The following is a 22,235-nucleotide window of genomic DNA, read 5'->3' as shown; positions in this document are numbered from 1 at the left end:
TTATAGGAGGATAGATAAAATGAACAATAAAGATGTGAAGGTACTTATATTTAGCATAAATAATGAGTACTATGCTACAGATATTATGGAAGTAGAAAGAATTCTAGGATATGAAACTCCAACTCAGCTTCCCGATTCACCTGACTTTATAGAAGGTGTAATTAATTATGAAGGAAGAATACTTCCTATAATGAGTCTGGCAAAAAGGTTTGGTATTCCATATACTGGTGCTAATAATGAAGCTAAAATTATTGTAGCAAAACAGGATGATAGTAAAATAGGAATAATTGTTGATGTGGTTTCGGAAGTTTCTGATATAAAGGCAGATAACATAGAAGAAGCTCCTGAGATAGTATCTGGTATATCAAAACGCTATATAAAAGGACTTATAAAATTAAATGGTAAAATAATAATATTTTTAAACCTGGCTACAGTGTTAACTCAAGAAGAGAAAGAATCCATTTTAAAGTAAGGTGTATCATATGAATAACGAAGAAATAAGAGTTGGAATTGCAGACCTTAATACTGCAGTCTCTCCTAAAAAGTTAATAACTGTAGGATTAGGTTCTTGCATTGGTATAGCTATATATGATCCAAATAATAAAATAGGGGGGCTTGCTCATATTATGCTTCCTGATAGCACTCAGTTCAATAATATTACTAATCCTATGAAGTTTGCTGACCTTGCAATTCCAATACTCTTAGAAAGAATGCAAAAACAAGGAGCTATAAAGAGGAATTTAAAAGCTAAGATTGCTGGAGGAGCTTCTATGTTTAATTTCTCAGATAAGAGTATGATTATGGATATTGGCAATAGAAATAGTATTTCTGTAAAAAAGGTTTTAAAAGAACTTGATATACCCATCATAAGTGAAGATATTGGGGGAAACAAAGGAAGAACTATGATTTTTGATACAACAAATGGTGTCGTTCAAATAAAAACTGTGGGAGTTGGAATAAGAGAAATTTAATGGAGTGATATTATTTTGAAAAAAATTAGAGTTATAGTTGTAGATGATTCAGCTTTAATGAGAAAAATTGTGTCAGATATATTAAACTCACAGCAGGACATTGAGGTTATAGGCACAGCAAGAAATGGAGAAGATTTGCTTTTAAAGTTAAGCAAAGATGTTCCAGATGTAATAACTTTAGATGTGGAGATGCCAAAGATGGATGGCATAACTACTCTAAAGGAAATGAAATTAAGAAACTATGCTGTTCCTATAATTATGCTTAGTAGTATATCTAAAAATGGGACGGCACTTACTATGGAGTGTCTCGAAAATGGAGCCTTCGATTTTGTTGCCAAGCCATCAGGAGCTATATCTTTAGATATAGAAAAAATAGGAGAAGAGCTAATAAATAAAATAAGACTAGCTTATTACAAGACAAGTCAAGAAGAAAAAGGTATTTTAAAATCTAAAATCCATGTTAAAAGAAAAGATTTATCTCATAGAATAGAAAGAAAGAATCAAAAGATAAATGCAGTTGTCATAGGAGCGTCTACAGGAGGTCCTAAGGCTCTTTATAAAGTAATAACTGAATTACCTGAGAATTTAGAAGTTCCAATTTTTGTAGTTCAACATATGCCAGTAGGTTTTACTAAAGCTTTTGCAGAAAGATTAAATTCTAATAGCAAGATAAAGGTTGTTGAAGCAACTCAAGGAGAGTCTATAGAAAAAAATGTGGTGTATGTGGCACCAGGTGGTTTTCATATGGAAATAGGGTTAGACAAAAAAATTCATTTAACAACAGAACCGCCTATATGGGGAGTTAGACCAGCAGTAGATAAGCTATTTATATCTGCAGCTAAAGTCTATGGCTCTAACCTTTTAAGCATAGTTTTAACAGGCATGGGAAAGGATGGGGCTCAAGGCACCATAGAGGTAAAAAATAAAGGAGGAATCACAATATCAGAAGATAAATCTACTTGCACCATATATGGTATGCCAAAGGTTGCCTTTGAAACTGGTAAAGTGGATGAAGTCCTACCTATTGATGAGATTGCAGAGGCTATAGTAAAGAATACGACAGGAGCTTTAGGAGGATAGTGGTATGGATTTAGAAGACTTTAAAAAATGGGTATTTAGAGAATTTAATATTGATTTATCAGCATATAAGTCTAATCAGCTTCATAGGAGAATATTAAGCATTATGTCGAGAGTTGGTGTTAATTCTGTAGAAGAATATATAACTCTCTTAAAAAAAGATGAGAACCAAAGACAAAAATTCTTAGATTTCATAACCATAAATGTAACAGAGTTTTTTAGAAATCCAGAAATTTTTAATGATTTGGAGAAAAAAATAGAAAATGATTTAATATTAAGAGAAAAAAATTTAAAGATATGGAGTGCGGCATGTTCCATAGGGGCAGAACCTTACTCCATAGCAATGATATTAGATAATTTGAAAATAAAAGGAAATCACAGTATTCTAGCTACAGATATAGATACCAGCATTCTAGAAAGGGCTAAGAAAGGCGAGTTTACAGCTGGAGAAATGAAAAATGTAAAACCTGAATATATAAAAAAATATTTTGGTAAAAAAGAAGACAAGTTTATCATAGCTCCCAAAATAAGAAATATGGTTACATTTAAAAGGCATGATTTAATATTGGACAACTATGAGAAAGGCTTCGATTTAATAGTATGTAGAAATGTAGTAATTTATTTCAATCAAGATGTTAAAAATGAAATTTATAAAAAATTTAGTGCTTCATTAAAAAAAGGTGGTTTGCTATTTGTAGGTGCTACTGAGAGCATATATAACTATAAAGATTATGGATTTGAAAAAGCTTCCACGTTTATATACAAGAAACTGTAAGGAGGGGAAACTGTGGATACTTCACAATATCTATCAATGTTCCTTGAAGAGTCAATTGACAATCTTCAAACTTTAAATGATTCATTGCTAGAATTAGAGCAGGAACCAGATAATATAGACAAATTAAATGAAATTTTTAGAGTTGCTCATACAATAAAAGGAATGGCAGCTACTATGGGATTTAATGAAATGGCTGAGTTAACTCATAAAATGGAAGATGTACTTTCTGAGTTTAGAGAAGGGAAGTTAAAGGTAACACAGCAGGTAGTAACAGTTTTGTTTAAATGCCTTGATACTTTAGAACAAATGGTAAACAATATATCAGAAGGATTAGAAGAAGCGACTTCTATAGAGGATATAATGAGCAGCCTAGAGGCTATTGTGCAAGGCGGTGAAGAGCAGAGCAGTGAAGAGAAGGAAGAGCTATCTTCTACTAAGAAAGAAGTAGAGGCTGAAAACAAATTGGAATCAGAAATAAATGAATATGATATAAATGTTATAAAGCAAGCAGAAGATAAGGGGTTTAATGCTTATGAGATTAAGGTGATTTTAGATGAAAATACCTTATTAAAATCAGCAAGGGCATTCCTAATATTTAAAAGCCTAGAGGAATTTGGAGAAATCATTAAATGTGTTCCTTCAGCTGATGATTTAGAAAATGAAAATTTTGACTTTGAGATACAGTTGCTTTATGTAACTCATAAAAATAAAAAAGATATTAAAGAACTTTTGGTAAATATTTCAGAAGTTGCAGAAGTAGAAGTTAAAGATATGCAGATATCTAAAAATACAGATAGTAATAATATAAAAAAAGTACCACAGAAAACCAATGTACAAAAACAAGACAAAGTGCAAGATGCAACTTCGAAAAATAGTGTGAACAGTATAAAACCAAAAGAAGTAGATAAAAACACAGATAATAGGAAGCACAAAAAAGTTCACCAATCTGTAAGAGTTGACTTGGAAAGATTAGATAAGTTTATGAACATGGTTTCAGAACTTGTTATTCATAGAACAAGATTAGAACAAATAAGTGCAAACTATAAATCTGCAGAATTAAATGAAACTCTAGAGCAAGTAGCAAGAACTACTTCTGATTTGCAAGATCTTGTTATGAAGATAAGAATGCTGCCTCTTGAAACAGTATTCAACAGATTTCCAAGAATGGTAAGAGATTTATCTGTAGAATTAAATAAAGATATCGATTTTATAATTAAGGGGCAAGATACAGAACTTGATAGAACTGTTATAGATGAAATAGGAGAACCTTTAATTCACTTAATAAGAAATGCAGCAGATCACGGTATAGAAAGCCGAGAAGAAAGAATTTCAAAGGGGAAAAATCCTACAGGAACTATTAAACTTATTGCTTACCAAGAAGGAACTAAAGCTATCATAAAAGTAGAAGACGACGGTGCTGGAATAAATGTAGAAAAGATTCGTGAAAAAGCTAATAAAATGGGAATAAATACTGAAGGTATGAGTGAAAGCGATATTAAAAATCTAATCTTTGCTCAAGGATTTAGTACTAATGAAGTAGTAACAGATATATCTGGAAGAGGAGTTGGTATGGATGTAGTTAAAACAAAAATAAGTTCTCTTGGAGGTACAGTTGATGTTATAAGTGAAGAAGGAAAAGGGTCAACATTTATAATAAGACTTCCTTTAACTTTACAAATTATTCAGGCCTTACTAGTTAAGGTAGGAGGAGAAACTATGGCTATATCTTTAGGATATATAGATAGAGTTATAGACTATAATGAAGATAAAGTAATGAAAACTGACAATAGAGAAGTTATCATATATAATGATAATGTTATACCACTAATAAGAGTATATGAAAAGTTAGGTCTTGAAAAATCAGATAGTTCAAAGAATTATATTGTAATTGTACAGGTAGGAGAAAAGACCGTAGGACTTCTAGTAGATGGCTTGTTAGGACAGCGTGAAACTGTAATAAAACCTTTAGGAAAGACACTTAAGAATTTAAAAGAATATATAGGTGCAACTATTTATGGAGATGGACTTGTAACTTTAATATTGGACGTCGCTGCACTAATATAAGGAGGAGTTTGAATGAGTTACCTAGATATGACGCCTATGCAGTTGGATGCACTAAAAGAAGTAGGGAATATTGGAGCTGGTAATGCAGCAACAGCTATGTCTCAGCTGTTAAATAAAAAAATTGATATGACAGTACCTGCAGTTAACATTTTGCCTTTTGATGAAGTTTTTTCAGGGGAAGGAGCAGAAAAAGTCGTTATAGGTATCATTGTAAGAGTTCTTGGTGATATACCTGGCAATATATTATTTGTCCTTGAAAAAAATACTGCAGATGAAATTATAAAAACTTTAATTGTAGAAGAATCAGACCAACAAACAGAAATGGGCAATTCAGTCCTTTGTGAAATAGGTAATATAATAGCTTCCTCATATATGAATTCTATAGCTAAATTTACTAACTTAGTAATAATTCCTTCAGTGCCAGCTGTTACTTATGATATGTTGGGAGCTATATTATCTACAACTTTTATTGAATCAGGACAGTTTGATGACCAGGTTCTTGATTTGGAAACTAGATTTCTGCAGAATAAACATGAAGAAATCAGTGGACATTTTTACTATATTCCAATGCCTGGTTCATTGAAAAAAATATTAAATACATTAGGAGTAAATTAATGGAGGTTATAGACACATGGCTAGAGTATTAATTGTTGATGATGCTGCTTTTATGAGAATGATGATAAAGGATATATTAGAAAAAAATGGACATGAAGTGGTTGCAGAGGCTAGTAATGGTATTAAAGCTGTAGAATTATATAAATCAGAAAGACCAGATGTGGTTACAATGGATATAACAATGCCAGATATGGATGGTATAGAGGCAGTAAAGGCTATAAAGGCCTTTGATCCTTCAGCTAAAATAATCATGTGCAGCGCAATGGGACAACAAACCATGGTAATGGATGCTATAAGATCTGGAGCAAGAGATTTTATAGTAAAGCCCTTCCAAGCAGATAGGGTACTTGAGGCTATTAGAAAAGCTATAGGCTAATAGGGGGAATAAATATGCAAGTTGTTATATTTAAGCTTGAAGATGAACAGTTTGCTGTTGAAACATCAAAGATTCAAGGTATAAATGATATGATGGAAATAACAAAAGTTCCAAAGGCACCCAGCCATATAAAAGGATTAATAAATTTAAGAGGAAACGTTATCTCCCTTTTAGATATAAATCTATTGCTAAACATTCCTAAAAAACAAGATGAAGGACAAAGCAATATAATTATATTAAAGATGGAAGAGGAGCAGGTTGGAATAACTGTTGATCAAGTAGATGAAGTACTAGAAATAGAGGAGAATATTATAGAAAAGATTGAGGATTATAAAAAGCCCTATATAAAAGGTGTTATTAATTTCAAGGATAGAGTAGTAACCCTTATAGATATAGATAAGCTTTTTGCAAATTAGTATAGAAATGAGGGACAAACATGGCAGACATTTTAACACAAGGTGAAATAGATGCCCTTTTATCTGCCCTGAACTCTGGTGAATTGAATCCTGAGGAACTGGAAAATGAAGAAGAAAAACAAAAGGTTAAACCCTATGATTTTAGAAGTCCTCAGAAGTTTTCAAAGGATCATATAAGAACATTGGAGCTAGTTCATGATAATTTTGCAAGGATAATTTCGAACTATTTAACAGCACAAGTTAGAACCAATGTTAAAATTAAGATAGAGACTGTACAGCAGATAACTTATGAGGAATTTATTCATTCAGTCCCTAATCCTACAATATTGACTATATTTAAAATGCCTCCTCTTAGTGGGTCTATATTGTTTGAAACAAATCCACAGTTTGTTTACCAGATTATAGATGTACTTCTTGGAGGGTCAGGTGTAGGTCAATATAAGTTGAGGGAATTCACCGATATAGATAAAAATATAATAAAGCAAGTAAATAAAGGGCTAATATCTAACCTTAAACTTGCATGGGAAGATATACTAGATGTTGAACCAGAAATTGAAGGCTTGGAAACAAATCCAGCATTGAATCAGACACTGGCTCCTAATGAGCCAGTTGCATTAATCACTTTTTCAGCAGAAATGGGTGGAAATAATACATTTATTAATATTTGTATACCTTATTTGAGCATAGAGAAACTGTTAGATAAGCTTGTGGTTCAATACTGGTTTAGAGAAAACGATATAGAAATATTAGAGGAATCAAAACAAAAACTTAGAAAGCGAATGGATATTATTGAATTACCTCTTACAACAATACTTGGAACTACTAACATTACAGTTGGGGATTTTTTAAACCTTTCTATAGGGGATGTAATAACTTTAGATAATAAAACTTCAGATCCTGTTAAAATGGTAGTTGAAAATCAGCCATATATGTGGGCGAAACCAGGAATTATAGGTAAAAACAGAGGTGTTCAAATATTAGATATTATTGATAAGGATGTGGAAAACTATGAGTAGCGATAATGGATTCCTTTCTCAGGATGAAATAGATGCTCTACTAAATGGGGGCGAAACTTATCCATCTGATAATCCATCTTCTGAAGACTCCGCTTCAGAAAACATATCAGAAACTAAAAAAGAAGAATCTGCTAAACACTGTTCTATCTCGGATATAGAAATAGATTTACTAGGAGAAATAGGAAATATATCCATGGGTTCAGCATCGACAGCCCTCTCTACAATATTAAATAATCCAGTTAATATAACCACACCAGAAGTAACAGTGACCACTTTAAAAGAATTAAGAAATACTTTTGAGATTCCTAATATAGCTCTAGAAGTAAAATTCACAAGTGGTATTGTAGGTGGAAATTTATTGGTGATGAAAATTCCAGATGCAGCAGTAATTGCAAACTTAATGATGGGTGGAGATGGAAAGATAGAGCCAAAGCAAGAACTTACAGAAATTGAAGAGAGTGCTGTTTCCGAGGCCATGAATCAAATGATAGGCTCTGCAGCTACTTCTATGGCAACTATGTTTTCAAGAGAAGTAAATATTTCTCCTCCAATTTCTAGAATATGGACAGGCTCTTCTGATATGCCATTATCAGAAAGTATAGACGAAGATGAAGAAATAGTTAAGGTTTCGTTTAAACTTACTATTGGCGATTTAGTTGACAGCAATATTATGCAAATTCTTCCTATGGAAACTGCTAAAAAAATTGTATCTATAATGATGGGACAAGAAGATGAATCACAAACAAATTCAAAAAAGGATGAAATCCCATCACAAGCACAAAAGAATGAATCCCATGCTCATCATCAAGCTGCAAATGCATCACCACAATCTATTGTGGAGCCTAAGCCGGCAGAAACTTATTATCAGCCTCAGTATACTATGCCTCAGCAGCCTGTAAACATTCAGCGCGCAAATTTTCAGCCCCTTGAAGAGGTAGCTGTAAATTCAGCGCCTAAAAACATAGATTTAATACTGGATGTACCTCTTGAAATTTCGGTGGTTCTTGGTAAAACCAAAAAGACCATAAAGGAAGTTCTAGCTCTTGGTACAGGATCTTTAATAGAACTTGATAAGCTTGCTGAGGAGCCTGTGGAAATATATGTTAATGGAAAAAAGGTTGCTTATGGAGAAGTTGTTGTTGTTGACGAAAACTTTGGCGTTAGGATTGTAAGTATAGTAAGTAATGAAGAAAGGATTAAATCTTTAAAAGGATAGACAAGAGTGGCGGAGATGTTTTGGAATTTTAGAGCGTTTAGAAGTTTAATGGAAAGTTTAATATAAAAAGAATAAGAGTGTTGAATTGAAGGAAGTTTAATTCAACACTCTTATTCTTTGTTTAAATATGAATTAATTCTTGCATGCTTATGGACTTTTTATAATATTGCTATAAACTTATACAAATACAAGTCGATAATAAATTAAGATTAATATGGAATCGAGGAGAGAGAAATGAAGGTTACGGGAACATCAGTGAATAAAATTATAAATATGTATGAAATAAATAAAAAAGGGTTTGAAAAAAACAAGGAGATAACTAAAAAGGACACTGTGGAAATATCAAGCCTTGGAAAAACTCTAAGTTCCTTTGCAGAAGGAGATATAACCTCAATGCCTAAGGAAAAGCTAGAAAAAATAAGAGATGAAATTTCAAAAGGAGCTTATAAGGTAGATGCTAGGCTTGTAGCAGAAAAAATGATAGAAGCAATGAAAAAATACTAGCCGTTAAAAGTGAGGTGACACCATGACTAACAATGAAATAAAGTTACAGCTTAAGGAATTAATGCTGCTTCAATTAAAGGTTTTTGGAGTTTTGCTTAATCTTTTAGAAGAGCAGCACTTATATATAGTAAAAAATGATGTTTTCAATATGGAAGCAGTGGTGGAGAAGATACAAAAATGTAATCAACAAATAGCAAGTTTAGAGCTCAGAAGAAGAGATATAACAAAAGGTTTACTAGAAAATAAAACTTTTGGTAAATTAATTGAGGAAATGAAGGATAAAGAATTGGAAAATAGTTTTAAAAAAATCAGAGGCTTATTGCATGAGATACAACTTCAAAAAGATACTAATGAGCTTTTAATAAAACAAGGTCTTAGCTTTACTAATAGGATGCTATTAACACTAAATCCTGATCGTCAAGCAAAGACCTACAATGGATATGGAAAAATAATAAGATAATAACTAGTTATTAAAAAGGGGTGTTAAAATGTCTGGTTTATTTGGAACTTTTAATATAGGAAAAAGTGGATTGTTTGCACAGCAGCAGGCTATAAATACAACATCACATAATATAGCTAATGCTAATACGGAAGGATATTCAAGACAAAGAGCCATAATGGAAACTACAAGACCTTTTTGTATGCCTAGCATGAATTCTGCATCAGGACCAGGTCAGATTGGAACTGGAGTAAATGTAGCAACAATTCAAAGGATAAGAGATACTTTCATGGATTTTCAAGTTAGAAATGAAAAGAGTACACTAGGACAATATGAAATAAGGGATAAATACTTAAGCGAGGTAGAAGGTGTGTTTAACGAACCATCTGATACTGGACTTTCAAATTTAATAGGACAATTTTTCAATGCCTGGGAGCAGGTATCAAAGCAGCCTGAAAGCTCCAATACAAGAACAGTTCTTATAACTCAAGCCTCAGCTTTAGCAGATGAACTAAATCATACTTATAATCAATTAATTGAGATCAAAAAAAATGCTCAAGAATCTATAGGTCAGGCAGTTTTTGATATTAATGCTATTTTAGAAAAAATAGATAAATTAAATCAACAAATAATCAGCGTAAAAGTTTCTGGAATGGAGCCTAACGATTTGTTAGACAGTAGAGATCTTCTCTTAGATGAACTCAGTGAAAAATTTAATATAAATATAGAACAAGATGACTTTTATTCAATAAATCTTAGACCTACAGATGAAAGTGGACAGACTGATAGAGAGGATTCACTATTAGTTAGAAAAAATCCAAACGATGCAGTAAGAAGATTTTCTTATATAAAAAGCATAGAACCTGAAAATTTTGATAGCGGAGTATCTAGCTATACGATTACTTATTATAAAAACGGTGATAAAGATAACATAGGAACTATTACTGTAACTGGAATCGATAGTGAAGATAAGTTTAAACAGTTAGATCAATGTAGAATACTATGGTCTCAAAAAGATGATAACAATGATGCTGCGAATGGATTAGCTCTCACCAAAGATGGAGAGGCTATTGAAGATGGAGCTACTGTAGACATAAATGATCTAGCCCTTTTTGAGCTGAAAGATGATAAATTTAGAGGAGAGTTAAAAGGGTATATGTCTGTTCAGAAGGATGTGGATGATTATATAGATCAGTTAAATAAGTTAGCAAAAGCTCTAGCTTTTTCTGTTAATGCCATTCACAGTGGGGTTCCTAATGATGGAAGTGACGGCAAAGTAGATAAGGATTATACTCCTTTCTTTGTAAATTCTGAAACTACTGTTTATGAAACTACTGCTGCTGGTAAGAGAGTATTGTATAATGGAGAAATAGATAATCTATCCTCAGCTTTAGATCATGAGAGTGAAATAACTGCAGGGAACATATCCATTAACAAGCAGCTTGTGGATGATGTAATGCAGATAAAGACTAGAACAAATGATGATAAGTTTGCTACTGCAGATTTGAATAGTATAGATGGTGAAAAAGATGGTAAGAGAGCTTTAGCCATAGCCCAGCTTAGAAATACTTTATTGCAGATACAAAACATTGGAGATGAAACTACCAGAAGTGACTTTATAAAAGAACTTCAATATAATATGGATTTAGGATTAAATACTATAAAAAGCGACATAAAAGGAATGACCATAGATAACTATTTTAAAGATACCATAGATAAATTAGGAATTCAGGGGCAGGAAGCAGCAAGAGTTGTAAAAAACCAAGAAACACTTCTCTTAAGCTTTCAACAGAGAAGAGACTCTATTTCAGGGGTCTCACTAGATGAAGAAATGGCAAACTTAATCCAATATCAACATGCCTACCAAGCCAATGCAAAAATTATATCAACCGTTGATGAACTTTTAGATGTGGTGATAAATGGCTTAAAAAGATAATTGACAGTGGACTATAAATTTATAATTTAAATTGTCCAGTGTGCATTGTCAATTAATTTGAGGAGGGTATAAAGTGCGCGTTACAAACAGAATGTTATCAAACACTTTTTTGTCAGACATGAGGGTAAATCTTGAAAATATGAAAAAGCTGCAAGAGCAGATGACATCGGGAAAGGAAATAAGAAGACCTTCTGATGATCCATTTAAAGTTGCTCGTGCTATGCAGCTACATACAGATATTAATGCTAATAAGCAGTATAACAATAATATAACAGATACAATAAACTGGTTAAATACAACAGATACAGCTTTAGGTCAAATTGGAGATGTTCTTCAAAGAGTGAGAGAACTTTTGGTGTCTGCTGGAAATGCTGGGTATAGTTCTAATGAAAGAGAAGCTATAAAAGATGAAATAAACGAAAAAATAGGAGAATTAGCTCAGATATTAAATACAAACTTTGATGGAGCATATATATTTGGCGGTACAAGGGGAACGACTAAGCCTGTGGATGTAACTGGAGAGCTTATTTATAAAGAAGACTACAAGACAGTAGTAAATAATATTGAAGATTGGAAAAAGAAGATAAGCTTTTTTGATAAGGATGATAATCCACTTGGTACGGGTGATGGCTCAATAGATTTAAGTGGTATAGATATGTCTAAATTTACATTAAGTGATTTATCCGATGAAATCAACAAACAATTAAAAGCTGCAGGCATAGAAGGAATAAAAGCAATGCCTGTTTATTCCGAAAATTCTATTAGATTTATAAACAGCACAGGAGATAATATAGTAATCGATGGAATACCAAGTGAAGCTGATAAAGTAACAGTTAAACCAACCACTATTGCTGAAAGTGGAAATACAAGATTAATATATTACAATAAAGATGGAAGTGAATTACCTATTAAAACATTAATCCAATATACAAACATAGATAACTGGCAAGGAAAGAAACTTGTATTTCAAGTTAATGGTGAAGATACACCTTTAGAAGTTGTAATAGATACTTCTACAATAGAGGATCCAGAGCCACCAACTAAACCATTAACAGATGAAGAAAAGATAGTAAAAAGTATTAATAATGGTATTAACGAAAATGAGAACTTAAAGGGAAAAATGAAGGCGGAATTAGTGAAAGAAGGAGCAAAATCTTATATTAAACTGACTTCTCTTGAAACCAATGAAATAAAGCTTCTTAAGCCAGAAGATGATTCCACATCAGTAGCAGATATAAGTGATGAACTATATGATAAACCAATTGGAAACATTCAATATGAAATGATAGCATCTAAGTTAAAGGTTCAAATTTCTCAAGGGGTTACCATGGATTATAGTGTATCCGCTATAGATATACTAGAATTTACCAACAGCGATGGAGAAGTTTTAGATCTTCGTCAAATACTTACTGATATAGTAAATCATTTAGGAGATGAAAATTCTGTAGATAAGTTAACAGGTGAAGACTTGAAAAATATGGATGATGCCATAAGCAATTTACTTAAGATTCGTTCAGAGGTTGGTGCAAAACAAAACAGAATGGACAGTGCTAAAGAAAAAAATACAGACGCAAACTTTAATATGACGGAGATATTATCAGAGACAGAAGATATAGATATAACAGAAAAGATTATGGAATACGCAATTATGCAAACAGTTTATCTAGCTTCTCTTCAAACCAGCGCTAAAGTACTGCAGCCATCACTTATAGACTATCTTTAATGAAACAAATTGACAATTGTCAATTTTAAAAGAACGGGGTGTTAAACATTGAAACTACAAACAAAGTATCACGGTATACAAGAATATAGTGAAAAGGATGTAATATTTTTTAAAAAGGGTATTCCCGGGTTTGACAATTTAACTAAGTTTATAATTTTTCCCGTAAAGGACAATGAGGTTTTTAGCATACTACATTCTATTGAAGATAGTAACATAGGTCTTATAGTAACTTCTCCCTTCAATGTTATGAGTGAATATGAATTTAAGTTAAGTGATGAGACTATTAAAAGGCTAAAAATAGAAAAAGCTGAAGATGTTTTAGTTATAAATACAGTTACATTAAGCTCTAAGCTTGAAAATATAACTATAAACTTACGTGCTCCAATCATTATAAATATAAAAGAAAAATTAGGGGAACAAATAATATTGGATAATGAGAAATACTTAATAAAACACCCATTATTCAAGGAGGAGCTCTAATGTTAGTTGTTAAAAGAAAAGAAGGAGAATCACTGCTTATAGGCGAAGATATAGAAATAAACATAGTCAGCATAGAAAATGGTTCTGTAAAAATAGGCATAAATGCACCTAAAAATGTAGCAATTTTAAGAAAAGAGCTATATAAAGAAATAGAAGAAGAGAATAAGAATGCAGTTAATATGGATACGTCTATGCTAAAGTCATTAAAGAAAAGGTAGATTCCAATGTATATACAAAATTATAAATGATTAGATTAATTATATTCTCAAAGGAGTGAGAAAAATGAGTGTTAATGTATTAAGTCAAGGAGGACAGATAAATACAAGCACAATATCCAGTAATGAAAATTTCATAAATAAGTCTGAAGTGATTAATCAAAAAATAGATTTACCGATAACAGAAAACCAAAAATCCTCAAAGGATATGAATCATGGAAATGAAAAGAATATAAAAGAAGATCATATAAAAAGAGCTGTAGATAAATTAAATAAGTTTCTCCAAGGGGAAGAAACTCATATAGAATATGAAAGACATGATAAATTAAAGAATGAATTTATTATTAAAATAATAAACAATGACACTAAAGAAGTAATAAAAGAAATACCTCCGAAAAAGATTTTAGATATGGTAGCAGAAATGTACAAAATTGCTGGAATTATAGTGGATGAAAAAGCCTAATAAAAATAATGTACTAGGTTCTGCGGATTAGATCCTTAATATATTAAAAAAGATGGGGTGTTTCTATATGGAATATAAATTAAATAAAATAGAACCTGAGACTTATAGGATAGTTAATGATGCTACAAGAGAGGGAAAGGTTCATGGAAGTAAAGACTCATCAAAGGTTAATAGGGACAAAAAAGAAAAACAGCAGCAAAACACCAAAAGTTTTAAAAAAGAATTAGCTAAGCAAACTAAAAAAAAGAAAATATTTGTAGATGCAGTTAAAATAAAAAAAGTAAATATAGAGGCATCAAAGGCAGAAACAAATTTAGTTCAAGGAAGGTTTCTAGATACCAAACGATAACCGCATGCAGGTGAGTACTGCATGCTAAAGTTTTTCCAGAATATAACGATAAAAACTATGACTTAACAATATAACAACCTATGCAATGGGAGGTTTTTCAATGTACGCAAGTAATGCATATAATACGTATAAAAATAATAGTATAAACTATGCTTCAAAAGAGCAGCTATTATTAATGCTTGTAGATGGAGCTGTGAAGTTTGCTAAAATAGGTAGACAAGCAATAATTGATAAAGATATCCCTAAAGCACATGCAAACATAGTAAAGGCTCAAGATATATTTTATGAATTGATGGCAACCCTTGATGTTAAACAAGCTGGGAATTGGGGAAATCAGCTAATGAGTATATATGATTTTATAGTAAGAAGATTAACTGACGCTAATATAAAAAAGAGTGTTGAAATAATGAATGAAGTTATTCCTTTAATTGAGGACGTGAGGGATACTTGGAATGATGCGTATAAGGCTTCAAAAGGAATGAGATAAAAAGTAGTTAATAATGAAGAATAAGAACCATAAGTATAAGGTTTTCAATTCTCAATAAAAAAATATAAGTTTGGGGTGATTAAATGAGTAGTATAAGCAGTGTAAGTAGTACTAGCAGCAGTAATAGAATAACAGGTCTTGCTACTGGTATGGATACGGATTCTATGGTAAAGTCTATGCTATCTACTGAACAGTCAAAAATAGATAAGACATATAAAGAGAAGCAAAAATTAGAATGGCAGCAAGAAGCTTATGTAGATATAATAAAGGATTTAAAAGAGTTTCAAGACGACTACTTGAGTATATCTGCTTCTAATGATACTAATATGATGAAAAGTGCATCTTACTCTGGAACCAAAGCTACAAGTGGAGATGAGAATGTTCTTACAGCTACAACATATGCAGGAGCAATAACTGGAGTTTATAAAGTTAAAGTAGATCAAGTAGCAGAAGCTGCTAAAATGCAGAGTAATGCTTTTACCATAAAAGATCCAAATGGAAAAGATATTAATGCTACAACTGCTACAAAGCTTTCAGATTTAGGTATAGAAGCTTCAGAAATAACAATAGAAGTAAAAGGTAAAACTTTTAAAATTGATGTAAATAAAACTGAAGACGAAAATGGAGCTAAAACTGAAACATTAAGCGATTTAATAAATAATTTTAGGAATGCAAAAGCTGATGATAACAGTTCTGACGTATTAGGAAATTATATAACAGTAAATTATAGTGAACTTACAGGAAAGTTAACAATACAAACTCGTGATACGGGTGCAGATGCAAAATTAAGTATTACAGGTACAGCTGCTAACGAATTAGGTATTACAACAGGAGCAGTATATGGACAGAATGCTAAAGTTTATATAAAATCACCAGGAGAGAGTGACTTTACACTAGTAGAAAGGAGCTCTAATAGTTTTACAATTGACAATATTCAATATAATTTAATAGCCATATCAGAAGTCATCGACACTAACCCAATAAATCCTGAAGATGGATTAAAGGAAACTACTATAACAGTAAAAGCTGATGCTACTGAGACTGTGGAAAGATTTAAAAAGTTTGTTGAAAAGTATAATAAATTAGTAGATAAAATAAATGGAAAGTTGACAGAAAAGAAAAATTATAATTATGAACCTCTTACAAAAGCTCAGGAAGAAGAAATGGAAGATGATGATATAGAAAAGTGGAATGAAAAAGCTAAGCAAGGCATATTAAGAGGAGATTTGCAGTTAACAAGTATTTTGAATGGAATGAGAGAAATATTTTATTCCGCAGTAGAAGGAGCTGGAATTAGTATAACAGACATTGGTATATCAACATATCAAGCTACAGATGGAAAACTAAAGATAGATGAAGATAAATTAAAGACAGCTTTAGAAACAAGAGGAGACCAGGTACAAAAATTATTTACTCAAAGTTCTACTGATAAAAATAAAAAAGGAATACTTCAGAAGATAGATGATTTATTAGATACGTATGTAGGAAGTAGCGGTAGTTTAATCCAAAAGGCAGGTTATACAAATACTAGATGGGCAACAAGTAATACTTTATATAAAAATATACAAGCAAAGGAAGAAGCCATACAAGAGCTACAAAATAAGTATTATACAAAGCAGGAAAATTATTATAAAATGTTTGCTAGCCTAGAAACAGCTATGAATCAATTAAATTCTCAAGCAAATTGGCTATATAGCCAATTAGGAATGAGTTAAAATAATTGTAAATGAGTGGTAGTAATATGGAACTAAAGGATGGCTTAAAAGAGTATAAGAACATAACATTAGATATAATTAGCAGCGTAGAAAAAGAAAACTATGATGCATTAGAACAGTTAATGTCTAATAGGCAAAATATAATTAACACAATGGATAAACTAGACTATTCAAAAGAAGAGTTTATAGAAGTATGTAAAGAATTGGATATATTAATGATTGAGCAAAAATTACTAGAACTTATAAAAGAAAAAAGAGCTAGTTTGATAAATAATATGAATAAACTTGTTATTCGTAACAATGCCAATAAAAGCTATAATAAAATATATTCAATAGGTTCCGTTTTTTTTAATAAAAAAATTTAAAAATTTTAATAAAATATATAAAGTAATATAAAATTTAGACGATATAGTAAGTGTAAACAAAATAAAACGGGAAAGGATTCCCGTAAATAAAAATTCAAGGAGGAATTTTATTATGATTATCAACCACAATTTAAATGCTATGAATGCTCACAGAAACATGACATCAAACGTTAATTCAGCAGCAAAAGCAATGGAAAAATTAAGTTCAGGTTTAAGAATAAACAGAGCTGGAGATGACGCAGCAGGATTAGCTATTTCAGAAAAGATGAGAGGACAAATCAGAGGATTAGACCAAGCATCTAGAAATGCTCAAGATGGTATTTCTTTAATTCAAACAGCTGAAGGTGCTTTAAATGAAACTCACTCAATTCTTCAAAGAATGAGAGAGCTTGCAGTTCAAGGTGCAAATGACACAAATGTTGGAGAAGATAGAGATCAAATTGGTAAGGAAATTGTTCAGTTACAAGCTGAAATTGATAGAATAGCTGACCAAACTGAGTTCAACACTAAGAAATTATTAAACACTAATACTGGAGCTGGTACTATAGTATTCCAGGTTGGAGCTAATAAAGATCAAATTATAGAACTAGATATTGGAAATATGACAGCAGTATCATTAGGTGTAGCAGCAGCAAGTGTTAAAATTGATAATACAACTAGTGCAACACTTATATCAAAAGCAATAAGTACTATTAATGCTGCAATTAATAAGGTATCTACAGAAAGAGCAAAATTAGGAGCATATCAAAACAGACTTGAACATACTATAAATAATTTAAATACATCATCAGAAAACCTACAAGCAGCAGAATCTAGAATAAGAGATGTTGATATGGCAAAAGAAATGATGAATTATTCTAAGAATAATATTCTTCAACAAGCTGCTCAAGCTATGCTTGCTCAAGCAAATCAACAACCACAAGGAGTTCTTCAGTTATTAAGATAATTAAAAAATTAAATTTTGTTAATAAAAATAGTCGGAGAAAATCTCTGACTATTTTTATTAGTTAAGTAAATAGATTAATAAAAAAGTATAAATGATAAGTATGTGTATAGTCATCTATTTAAGTTTCTATTAAAATTTACGATAATATAAATAATAATATAATTTTGTGAGGTATAGTTATGAAACTTAGTATATGTATGATGGTTAAGGATGAAGAAAAGAACATAAGAAGATGTCTTGAAAATTTAAAACCTATAATTAATACAGGATTAGCAGAACTCATTATAGTAGATACAGGATCACAAGACAATACAGTATTAATAGCTAAAGAGTATACGGATAAAGTTTATTTTCATAAGTGGAATAAAAATTTTTCAGAAATGAGAAATAAGTCAATTTCTTATGCTAAAGGGGAATGGATTTTTATTATAGATGCGGATGAAAGATTAGACGATATTGATAAAATGATAACTCTCCTAAATTCAAATGAGCTAAATAACTTTAATACAGTTTTAGTACAAGTAAAGAATTTATATGATTATAAAGATGAGGATAGATATAATTTAATACTTTCTCCAAGATTATTCAGAAATGATGGAGAATTTAGATATGAAGGAGCAGTTCATAATCAACCAATTTTTAAAGGCCCTAATTTGAGTGTGGATATTGCTTTGACGCATTTTGGATATATTAGTACTGATAAAGAATTGATGGAAAAAAAGTATAAAAGAACCGTTGAATTGCTTAAATATGAATTGAAAAAAGATCCAGAAAATCTATATTACTTATATCAATTGGGTGTAAGTTATGATATGCATGGAGACCATAATGAATCGTTAAAGGAATTTAGAAAAGCGTATAATATATTAAAAAATAAAAATTTAATTAAAGAAAATATATATACCTATATACTTGGCTCACATGCTAGAATAGCATATACAAATGGGGAGTTAAGTGAATCAATAAAAGTTGCTAAAGAAGTTATAAGTGTACAATCTGAATATGTAGATATGTATTATATTATTGCAGTATCAGAAAAGCAGTTAGGAAATAAAAAAGAATCCTTTAAATATTTTAATAAATATATTGATTTAGTTAAAAAATATGATAAGTTAGAAATAGCTAAAGATTTAACAACTATTATGTATCATATGGATAAAAATTCTATCTCAAATGGATATTTTGAAATATTTCAGCATTATCTAAATGAGGAAAAATATCTGGAGGCTTACAAAAATTATAAACATATTACACTTGTAAATCAAAAAATTTATTCAGGTATAAATATATTAATAAAGTTAAAGAAACATGATGAACTTTATGATTTATATATTTCTTTAACAAATAAAAAAGAAAAAGATACATTTTTAGTAACTTTAGAGAGCAAGTTAGATGAAGTAGAATATAATAATAGAGTTGAAATTTACAAACGGTTTAGTTCTGATACAGATATATATGGATTGTTAAATCAATTGAGATTAACCGATGATGTAAATATAAAATCAAACTTAATAAAATTAATATTGCAAAATTTAGACTTAGATAAAGAACCTCTGTTTTATGCAGAAGTACTTAATAATTTTAAAGAAGATATTCCATTTCTTATTAATATATTAACAAAAGTTGAAACATTAAATGTAAGAAAAATACTTCAATATTTAATTGAAAAAGATAAAAGATTTATAAATGCTTTTGAAGAATATGTTTCACAATTAGAGGAAGAAGTAGTATCAGCAGCAGATATAAATGTATTAAGAGTAAATATAGTATTAATGTCTGTTTTACTTTTAATAAATGCTAGAGATAATAGCACAATAAATGATAAATATAAAAATATTTTTGATAAATATATAAAATGTGGAATTAAGTTTATATCTGAACTATATAGAATAGAAAAAGCATCTTTAATTTATAAAAGCGTAAGCAATATGGAAGATAGATTCTTTTTGATTATGTATTTGGTTAATCAAGATTTATTAAATGATAATAAAAAAGCTATAGTAAATCACTTACTAGAAGCTTTAAATACTTATGAAGCAATGGCTAAATATATTGATATTTATAAAAATGATTTGTTATTTAGTGAAAAAGACATAATCGAAGAAAAACAAAAATCACAATTTGATGAATATAAAACTCAAGTTAAATCAAATATTAACACTTTAATAAGTAGTGGAAATTTAGAAGAAGCTAAAGAGTTAATTAAACAATACGAAGATATAGTTCATAATGATATAGAAATTTATTCAATAAAAGCTGTTATAGCTATTATGGAAGAAAAATATTCAGAAGCTGAAAATATATTAAAAAGTGGCTTAAAAAAAGAACCATTTAACCAAGACTTATTATACAACTTGAGTTATTTAATGGATATTACTAAAAAAAATAAAAAATCATTAGAGTGCTTTAGTACTGCAAAATTATTCAACCCAAATAGCAATGTAAAAGTTAATGATATTATATGCGATTTAAAGGCTATTGATAATAACAATTTAAAGGTTATTCATGGAACTATGGAGATCGCTAATCAGATGTGTACGCTAACATCAGGTTTAAAGAGAATAAGAATTGATGCTAAAACATTAAATTACTATCCTAATTATTTAGGATATAAATCTGATTATACTTTAGATATTAGTTCTTTTAATAATGTAAATGAAGCTAATATAGAGACTAAAAAATTAGCAGCTAAAGTAATTTCAGAAAATGATGTGTTTCATTTTCATTTTGGAACTAGCTTAACTTTAGATTATTCTGACTTATCTTTACTCAATGAGCTAGGTAAAAAAGTTTTAATGCATCATTGGGGATCGGATGTGAGAATGTATTCTAAAGCTATACAATTTAATCCATATGTAAAAGTTAAAAATATGGATGAAGATAGCATTAAAAGAAAATTAGAATTTATTTCAAAGCATATATCTCATTGCGTAGTAAGTGACTATGAGTTGTACAATTATGTGAAAGATTTCTATTTTAATGTTCATTTGATAAGACAAGCCATAGACTTAGAAAAGTATAAAATTAAGAATTATAAAAATAACAAGTTATTTATTGTTCATGCTCCATCATCACCAGAAATTAAAGGAACAAAATATATTTTAAGTGCTATTGAAGAATTAAAACAAAAATATGATTTTGATTTCAAGCTTATTCAAGGTATGCCTCATGAAGAAGCAAAAAAGATTTATCAAAAAGCGGATATAATAATAGATCAAATATTATGTGGTTCATATGGTTTGTTTGCAATAGAATCCATGGCAATGGGAAAACCAGTAGTTTGTTTCATAAGTGATCATTTAAAGGACACATATCCTAAAGAATTACCAATAATATCAGCAAGTCCAGATAACATTAAAGAAAAATTAGAATACGTTATTAATAATAGAGATATGTTAAGCGAAATTGGTAATAAAGGAAGAAAGTATGTAGAAAAATATCACGATATGAATGTAATATCTAAACAGCTGCTAGATTTATATAAATCTATTTAAGGCATAATTAAGGAGGAAAAAATGATTAAAAATAAAAAAGTACTTTTGACTGGTGGAGCAGGATTTATTGGTACAAGAATATGTAATTTATTGTATGAAAATAATGAAATTTTAATTTATGATAACTTAAACAGGAATTCTATTAAAAATACAAATTTATTAGACAAAACTAATGTTAAATTAGTTCAAGGTAATATATTAGATTTTAATTATCTGAAATCAGTCATAGATGGATTCAGGCCTAATATTGTAATTCACTTAGCGGCGGTAGCTGGAATAGATACAGTTATCAAAAATCCTGTGACTACCATGAAGGTGAACATGATTGGTACATACAACATATTAGAAGCAGTAAAGAATTTAAACTTGGATTCGGCAAGTAATGCCGAAAGGCATTGAAATTAAAGAATTTTTTGTTCAAAAAAATTAAAAGAAATCATCCCTTTTAAGTGTTAAAATATAATTGAAAAAAAACAAAACACAAAAGGGTGATTTCTATGAATAGTTTACAACAAAATCAAAAAAATTTAAAGAAGAAAATTAGATTTTTGAACATGAAAGCAAAATTCAATGATACCAAAGTTACTTCTGTA

At 30.2% G+C, this 22,235-nt stretch carries 23 protein-coding genes and 2 pseudogenes; all 25 read left to right on the top strand.

Translation table 11 applies throughout. The annotated features are described in order from the left end of the window. Positions 1-19: 19 nt before the first annotated feature. The 25 genes and pseudogenes from CPAL_RS02900 to CPAL_RS02780 all read left to right on the top strand — a co-directional run bounded on the left by CPAL_RS02900 (position 20) and on the right by CPAL_RS02780 (position 22,041). Entirely contained in the window at positions 20-472 is a 453-nt protein-coding gene (locus tag CPAL_RS02900; RefSeq protein ID WP_061856988.1) for a chemotaxis protein CheW, read from the top strand. Between the two features lie 10 nt (positions 473-482). After that, entirely contained in the window at positions 483-971 is a 489-nt protein-coding gene (locus CPAL_RS02895) for a chemotaxis protein CheD (protein ID WP_106024066.1), read from the top strand. Between the two features lie 15 nt (positions 972-986). Continuing rightward, on the top strand, positions 987-2,051 hold the full coding sequence (locus CPAL_RS02890) for a protein-glutamate methylesterase/protein-glutamine glutaminase (RefSeq protein ID WP_061856986.1): 1,065 nt from the start codon (positions 987-989) through the stop codon (positions 2,049-2,051). A 4-nt stretch (positions 2,052-2,055) separates the two neighbouring features. Beyond that, on the top strand, positions 2,056-2,823 hold the full coding sequence (locus CPAL_RS02885) for a CheR family methyltransferase (protein ID WP_061856985.1): 768 nt from the start codon (positions 2,056-2,058) through the stop codon (positions 2,821-2,823). A gap of 12 nt (positions 2,824-2,835) precedes the next feature. Continuing rightward, positions 2,836-3,573 (top strand): annotated as a pseudogene (locus CPAL_RS14255) (Hpt domain-containing protein); the annotation flags it as partial. Positions 3,574-3,621: 48 nt separating this feature from the next. Next, a pseudogene (locus tag CPAL_RS14250) lies at positions 3,622-4,887 on the top strand (chemotaxis protein CheA); the annotation flags it as partial. A 12-nt stretch (positions 4,888-4,899) separates the two neighbouring features. Continuing rightward, complete coding sequence (locus CPAL_RS02875; protein ID WP_106024065.1) at positions 4,900-5,502, top strand: chemotaxis protein CheC; 603 nt, start codon at positions 4,900-4,902, stop codon at positions 5,500-5,502. Between the two features lie 16 nt (positions 5,503-5,518). Continuing rightward, positions 5,519-5,878, top strand: a complete 360-nt coding sequence (locus CPAL_RS02870) for a response regulator (protein WP_061856982.1) — start codon at positions 5,519-5,521, stop codon at positions 5,876-5,878. 14 nt (positions 5,879-5,892) lie between these two features. Then, positions 5,893-6,294: a chemotaxis protein CheW gene (locus tag CPAL_RS02865; RefSeq protein WP_061856981.1), complete on the top strand. Its 402-nt coding sequence runs from the start codon at positions 5,893-5,895 to the stop codon at positions 6,292-6,294. Between the two features lie 20 nt (positions 6,295-6,314). Beyond that, positions 6,315-7,310: a flagellar motor switch protein FliM gene (gene fliM / locus CPAL_RS02860; RefSeq protein ID WP_106024064.1), complete on the top strand. Its 996-nt coding sequence runs from the start codon at positions 6,315-6,317 to the stop codon at positions 7,308-7,310. After that, on the top strand, positions 7,303-8,526 hold the full coding sequence (fliY, locus tag CPAL_RS02855; protein WP_207654913.1) for a flagellar motor switch phosphatase FliY: 1,224 nt from the start codon (positions 7,303-7,305) through the stop codon (positions 8,524-8,526). The genes fliM and fliY overlap by 8 nt, the downstream gene beginning before the upstream one ends. Before the next feature lie 234 nt (positions 8,527-8,760). Next, entirely contained in the window at positions 8,761-9,030 is a 270-nt protein-coding gene (flgM, locus tag CPAL_RS02850; RefSeq protein ID WP_106024062.1) for a flagellar biosynthesis anti-sigma factor FlgM, read from the top strand. Positions 9,031-9,052: 22 nt separating this feature from the next. Beyond that, complete coding sequence (locus CPAL_RS02845) at positions 9,053-9,490, top strand: flagellar protein FlgN (protein WP_106024061.1); 438 nt, start codon at positions 9,053-9,055, stop codon at positions 9,488-9,490. A gap of 28 nt (positions 9,491-9,518) precedes the next feature. Beyond that, entirely contained in the window at positions 9,519-11,405 is a 1,887-nt protein-coding gene (gene flgK / locus CPAL_RS02840) for a flagellar hook-associated protein FlgK (RefSeq protein ID WP_106024060.1), read from the top strand. Positions 11,406-11,478: 73 nt separating this feature from the next. Continuing rightward, positions 11,479-13,128 carry a flagellar hook-associated protein FlgL gene (flgL, locus tag CPAL_RS14245; protein WP_423237157.1) on the top strand — a complete coding sequence of 550 codons (1,650 nt, stop codon included), beginning with the start codon at positions 11,479-11,481 and terminating at the stop codon, positions 13,126-13,128. A 48-nt stretch (positions 13,129-13,176) separates the two neighbouring features. Next, positions 13,177-13,608 carry a flagellar assembly protein FliW gene (gene fliW, locus CPAL_RS02825; protein WP_106024059.1) on the top strand — a complete coding sequence of 144 codons (432 nt, stop codon included), beginning with the start codon at positions 13,177-13,179 and terminating at the stop codon, positions 13,606-13,608. Further along, positions 13,608-13,826: a carbon storage regulator CsrA gene (csrA, locus tag CPAL_RS02820; protein ID WP_106024058.1), complete on the top strand. Its 219-nt coding sequence runs from the start codon at positions 13,608-13,610 to the stop codon at positions 13,824-13,826. Before fliW ends, csrA begins: the two co-directional genes overlap by 1 nt. 64 nt (positions 13,827-13,890) lie before the next feature. Then, complete coding sequence (locus CPAL_RS02815) at positions 13,891-14,286, top strand: flagellar protein FlaG (RefSeq protein WP_106024057.1); 396 nt, start codon at positions 13,891-13,893, stop codon at positions 14,284-14,286. A 67-nt stretch (positions 14,287-14,353) separates the two neighbouring features. Continuing rightward, positions 14,354-14,635, top strand: a complete 282-nt coding sequence (locus CPAL_RS02810; protein WP_106024056.1) for a hypothetical protein — start codon at positions 14,354-14,356, stop codon at positions 14,633-14,635. A 100-nt stretch (positions 14,636-14,735) separates the two neighbouring features. Further along, positions 14,736-15,122: a flagellar export chaperone FliS gene (gene fliS / locus CPAL_RS02805; RefSeq protein ID WP_106024055.1), complete on the top strand. Its 387-nt coding sequence runs from the start codon at positions 14,736-14,738 to the stop codon at positions 15,120-15,122. Between the two features lie 83 nt (positions 15,123-15,205). Further along, positions 15,206-16,837 carry a flagellar filament capping protein FliD gene (gene fliD / locus CPAL_RS02800; protein WP_106024054.1) on the top strand — a complete coding sequence of 544 codons (1,632 nt, stop codon included), beginning with the start codon at positions 15,206-15,208 and terminating at the stop codon, positions 16,835-16,837. A 26-nt stretch (positions 16,838-16,863) separates the two neighbouring features. Next, on the top strand, positions 16,864-17,202 hold the full coding sequence (locus tag CPAL_RS02795; protein WP_106024053.1) for a flagellar protein FliT: 339 nt from the start codon (positions 16,864-16,866) through the stop codon (positions 17,200-17,202). Between the two features lie 112 nt (positions 17,203-17,314). Further along, positions 17,315-18,148: a flagellin Hag gene (gene hag, locus CPAL_RS02790; protein WP_106024052.1), complete on the top strand. Its 834-nt coding sequence runs from the start codon at positions 17,315-17,317 to the stop codon at positions 18,146-18,148. Positions 18,149-18,327: 179 nt separating this feature from the next. Next, positions 18,328-21,642 carry a glycosyltransferase gene (locus tag CPAL_RS02785; protein WP_106024051.1) on the top strand — a complete coding sequence of 1,105 codons (3,315 nt, stop codon included), beginning with the start codon at positions 18,328-18,330 and terminating at the stop codon, positions 21,640-21,642. Positions 21,643-21,663: 21 nt separating this feature from the next. Next, a complete protein-coding gene (locus CPAL_RS02780) occupies positions 21,664-22,041 on the top strand; it encodes a GDP-mannose 4,6-dehydratase (protein ID WP_106024050.1) in 378 nt (125 codons plus the stop codon). Positions 22,042-22,235: the final 194 nt, after the last annotated feature.

Source organism: Clostridium thermopalmarium DSM 5974 (assembly GCF_002995795.1).
Taxonomy (GTDB): Bacteria; Bacillota; Clostridia; order Clostridiales; family Clostridiaceae; genus Clostridium_H; species Clostridium_H thermopalmarium.
This window is presented reverse-complemented; position numbering and strand designations above follow the sequence as displayed.

What these genes read in the sequence shown, in the direction of transcription:
- CPAL_RS02900 (WP_061856988.1), top strand. Translation starts at nt 20, where the DNA reads ATGAACAATAAAGATGTGAAGGTACTTATATTTAGCATAAATAATGAG.
- CPAL_RS02895 (WP_106024066.1), top strand. Translation starts at nt 483, where the DNA reads ATGAATAACGAAGAAATAAGAGTTGGAATTGCAGACCTTAATACTGCA.
- CPAL_RS02885 (WP_061856985.1), top strand. Translation starts at nt 2,056, where the DNA reads ATGGATTTAGAAGACTTTAAAAAATGGGTATTTAGAGAATTTAATATT.
- CPAL_RS02875 (WP_106024065.1), top strand. Translation starts at nt 4,900, where the DNA reads ATGAGTTACCTAGATATGACGCCTATGCAGTTGGATGCACTAAAAGAA.
- CPAL_RS02870 (WP_061856982.1), top strand. Translation starts at nt 5,519, where the DNA reads ATGGCTAGAGTATTAATTGTTGATGATGCTGCTTTTATGAGAATGATG.
- CPAL_RS02865 (WP_061856981.1), top strand. Translation starts at nt 5,893, where the DNA reads ATGCAAGTTGTTATATTTAAGCTTGAAGATGAACAGTTTGCTGTTGAA.
- fliM (WP_106024064.1), top strand. Translation starts at nt 6,315, where the DNA reads ATGGCAGACATTTTAACACAAGGTGAAATAGATGCCCTTTTATCTGCC.
- fliY (WP_207654913.1), top strand. Translation starts at nt 7,303, where the DNA reads ATGAGTAGCGATAATGGATTCCTTTCTCAGGATGAAATAGATGCTCTA.
- flgM (WP_106024062.1), top strand. Translation starts at nt 8,761, where the DNA reads ATGAAGGTTACGGGAACATCAGTGAATAAAATTATAAATATGTATGAA.
- CPAL_RS02845 (WP_106024061.1), top strand. Translation starts at nt 9,053, where the DNA reads ATGACTAACAATGAAATAAAGTTACAGCTTAAGGAATTAATGCTGCTT.
- flgK (WP_106024060.1), top strand. Translation starts at nt 9,519, where the DNA reads ATGTCTGGTTTATTTGGAACTTTTAATATAGGAAAAAGTGGATTGTTT.
- csrA (WP_106024058.1), top strand. Translation starts at nt 13,608, where the DNA reads ATGTTAGTTGTTAAAAGAAAAGAAGGAGAATCACTGCTTATAGGCGAA.
- CPAL_RS02815 (WP_106024057.1), top strand. Translation starts at nt 13,891, where the DNA reads ATGAGTGTTAATGTATTAAGTCAAGGAGGACAGATAAATACAAGCACA.
- CPAL_RS02810 (WP_106024056.1), top strand. Translation starts at nt 14,354, where the DNA reads ATGGAATATAAATTAAATAAAATAGAACCTGAGACTTATAGGATAGTT.
- fliS (WP_106024055.1), top strand. Translation starts at nt 14,736, where the DNA reads ATGTACGCAAGTAATGCATATAATACGTATAAAAATAATAGTATAAAC.
- fliD (WP_106024054.1), top strand. Translation starts at nt 15,206, where the DNA reads ATGAGTAGTATAAGCAGTGTAAGTAGTACTAGCAGCAGTAATAGAATA.
- CPAL_RS02795 (WP_106024053.1), top strand. Translation starts at nt 16,864, where the DNA reads ATGGAACTAAAGGATGGCTTAAAAGAGTATAAGAACATAACATTAGAT.
- hag (WP_106024052.1), top strand. Translation starts at nt 17,315, where the DNA reads ATGATTATCAACCACAATTTAAATGCTATGAATGCTCACAGAAACATG.
- CPAL_RS02785 (WP_106024051.1), top strand. Translation starts at nt 18,328, where the DNA reads ATGAAACTTAGTATATGTATGATGGTTAAGGATGAAGAAAAGAACATA.
- CPAL_RS02780 (WP_106024050.1), top strand. Translation starts at nt 21,664, where the DNA reads ATGATTAAAAATAAAAAAGTACTTTTGACTGGTGGAGCAGGATTTATT.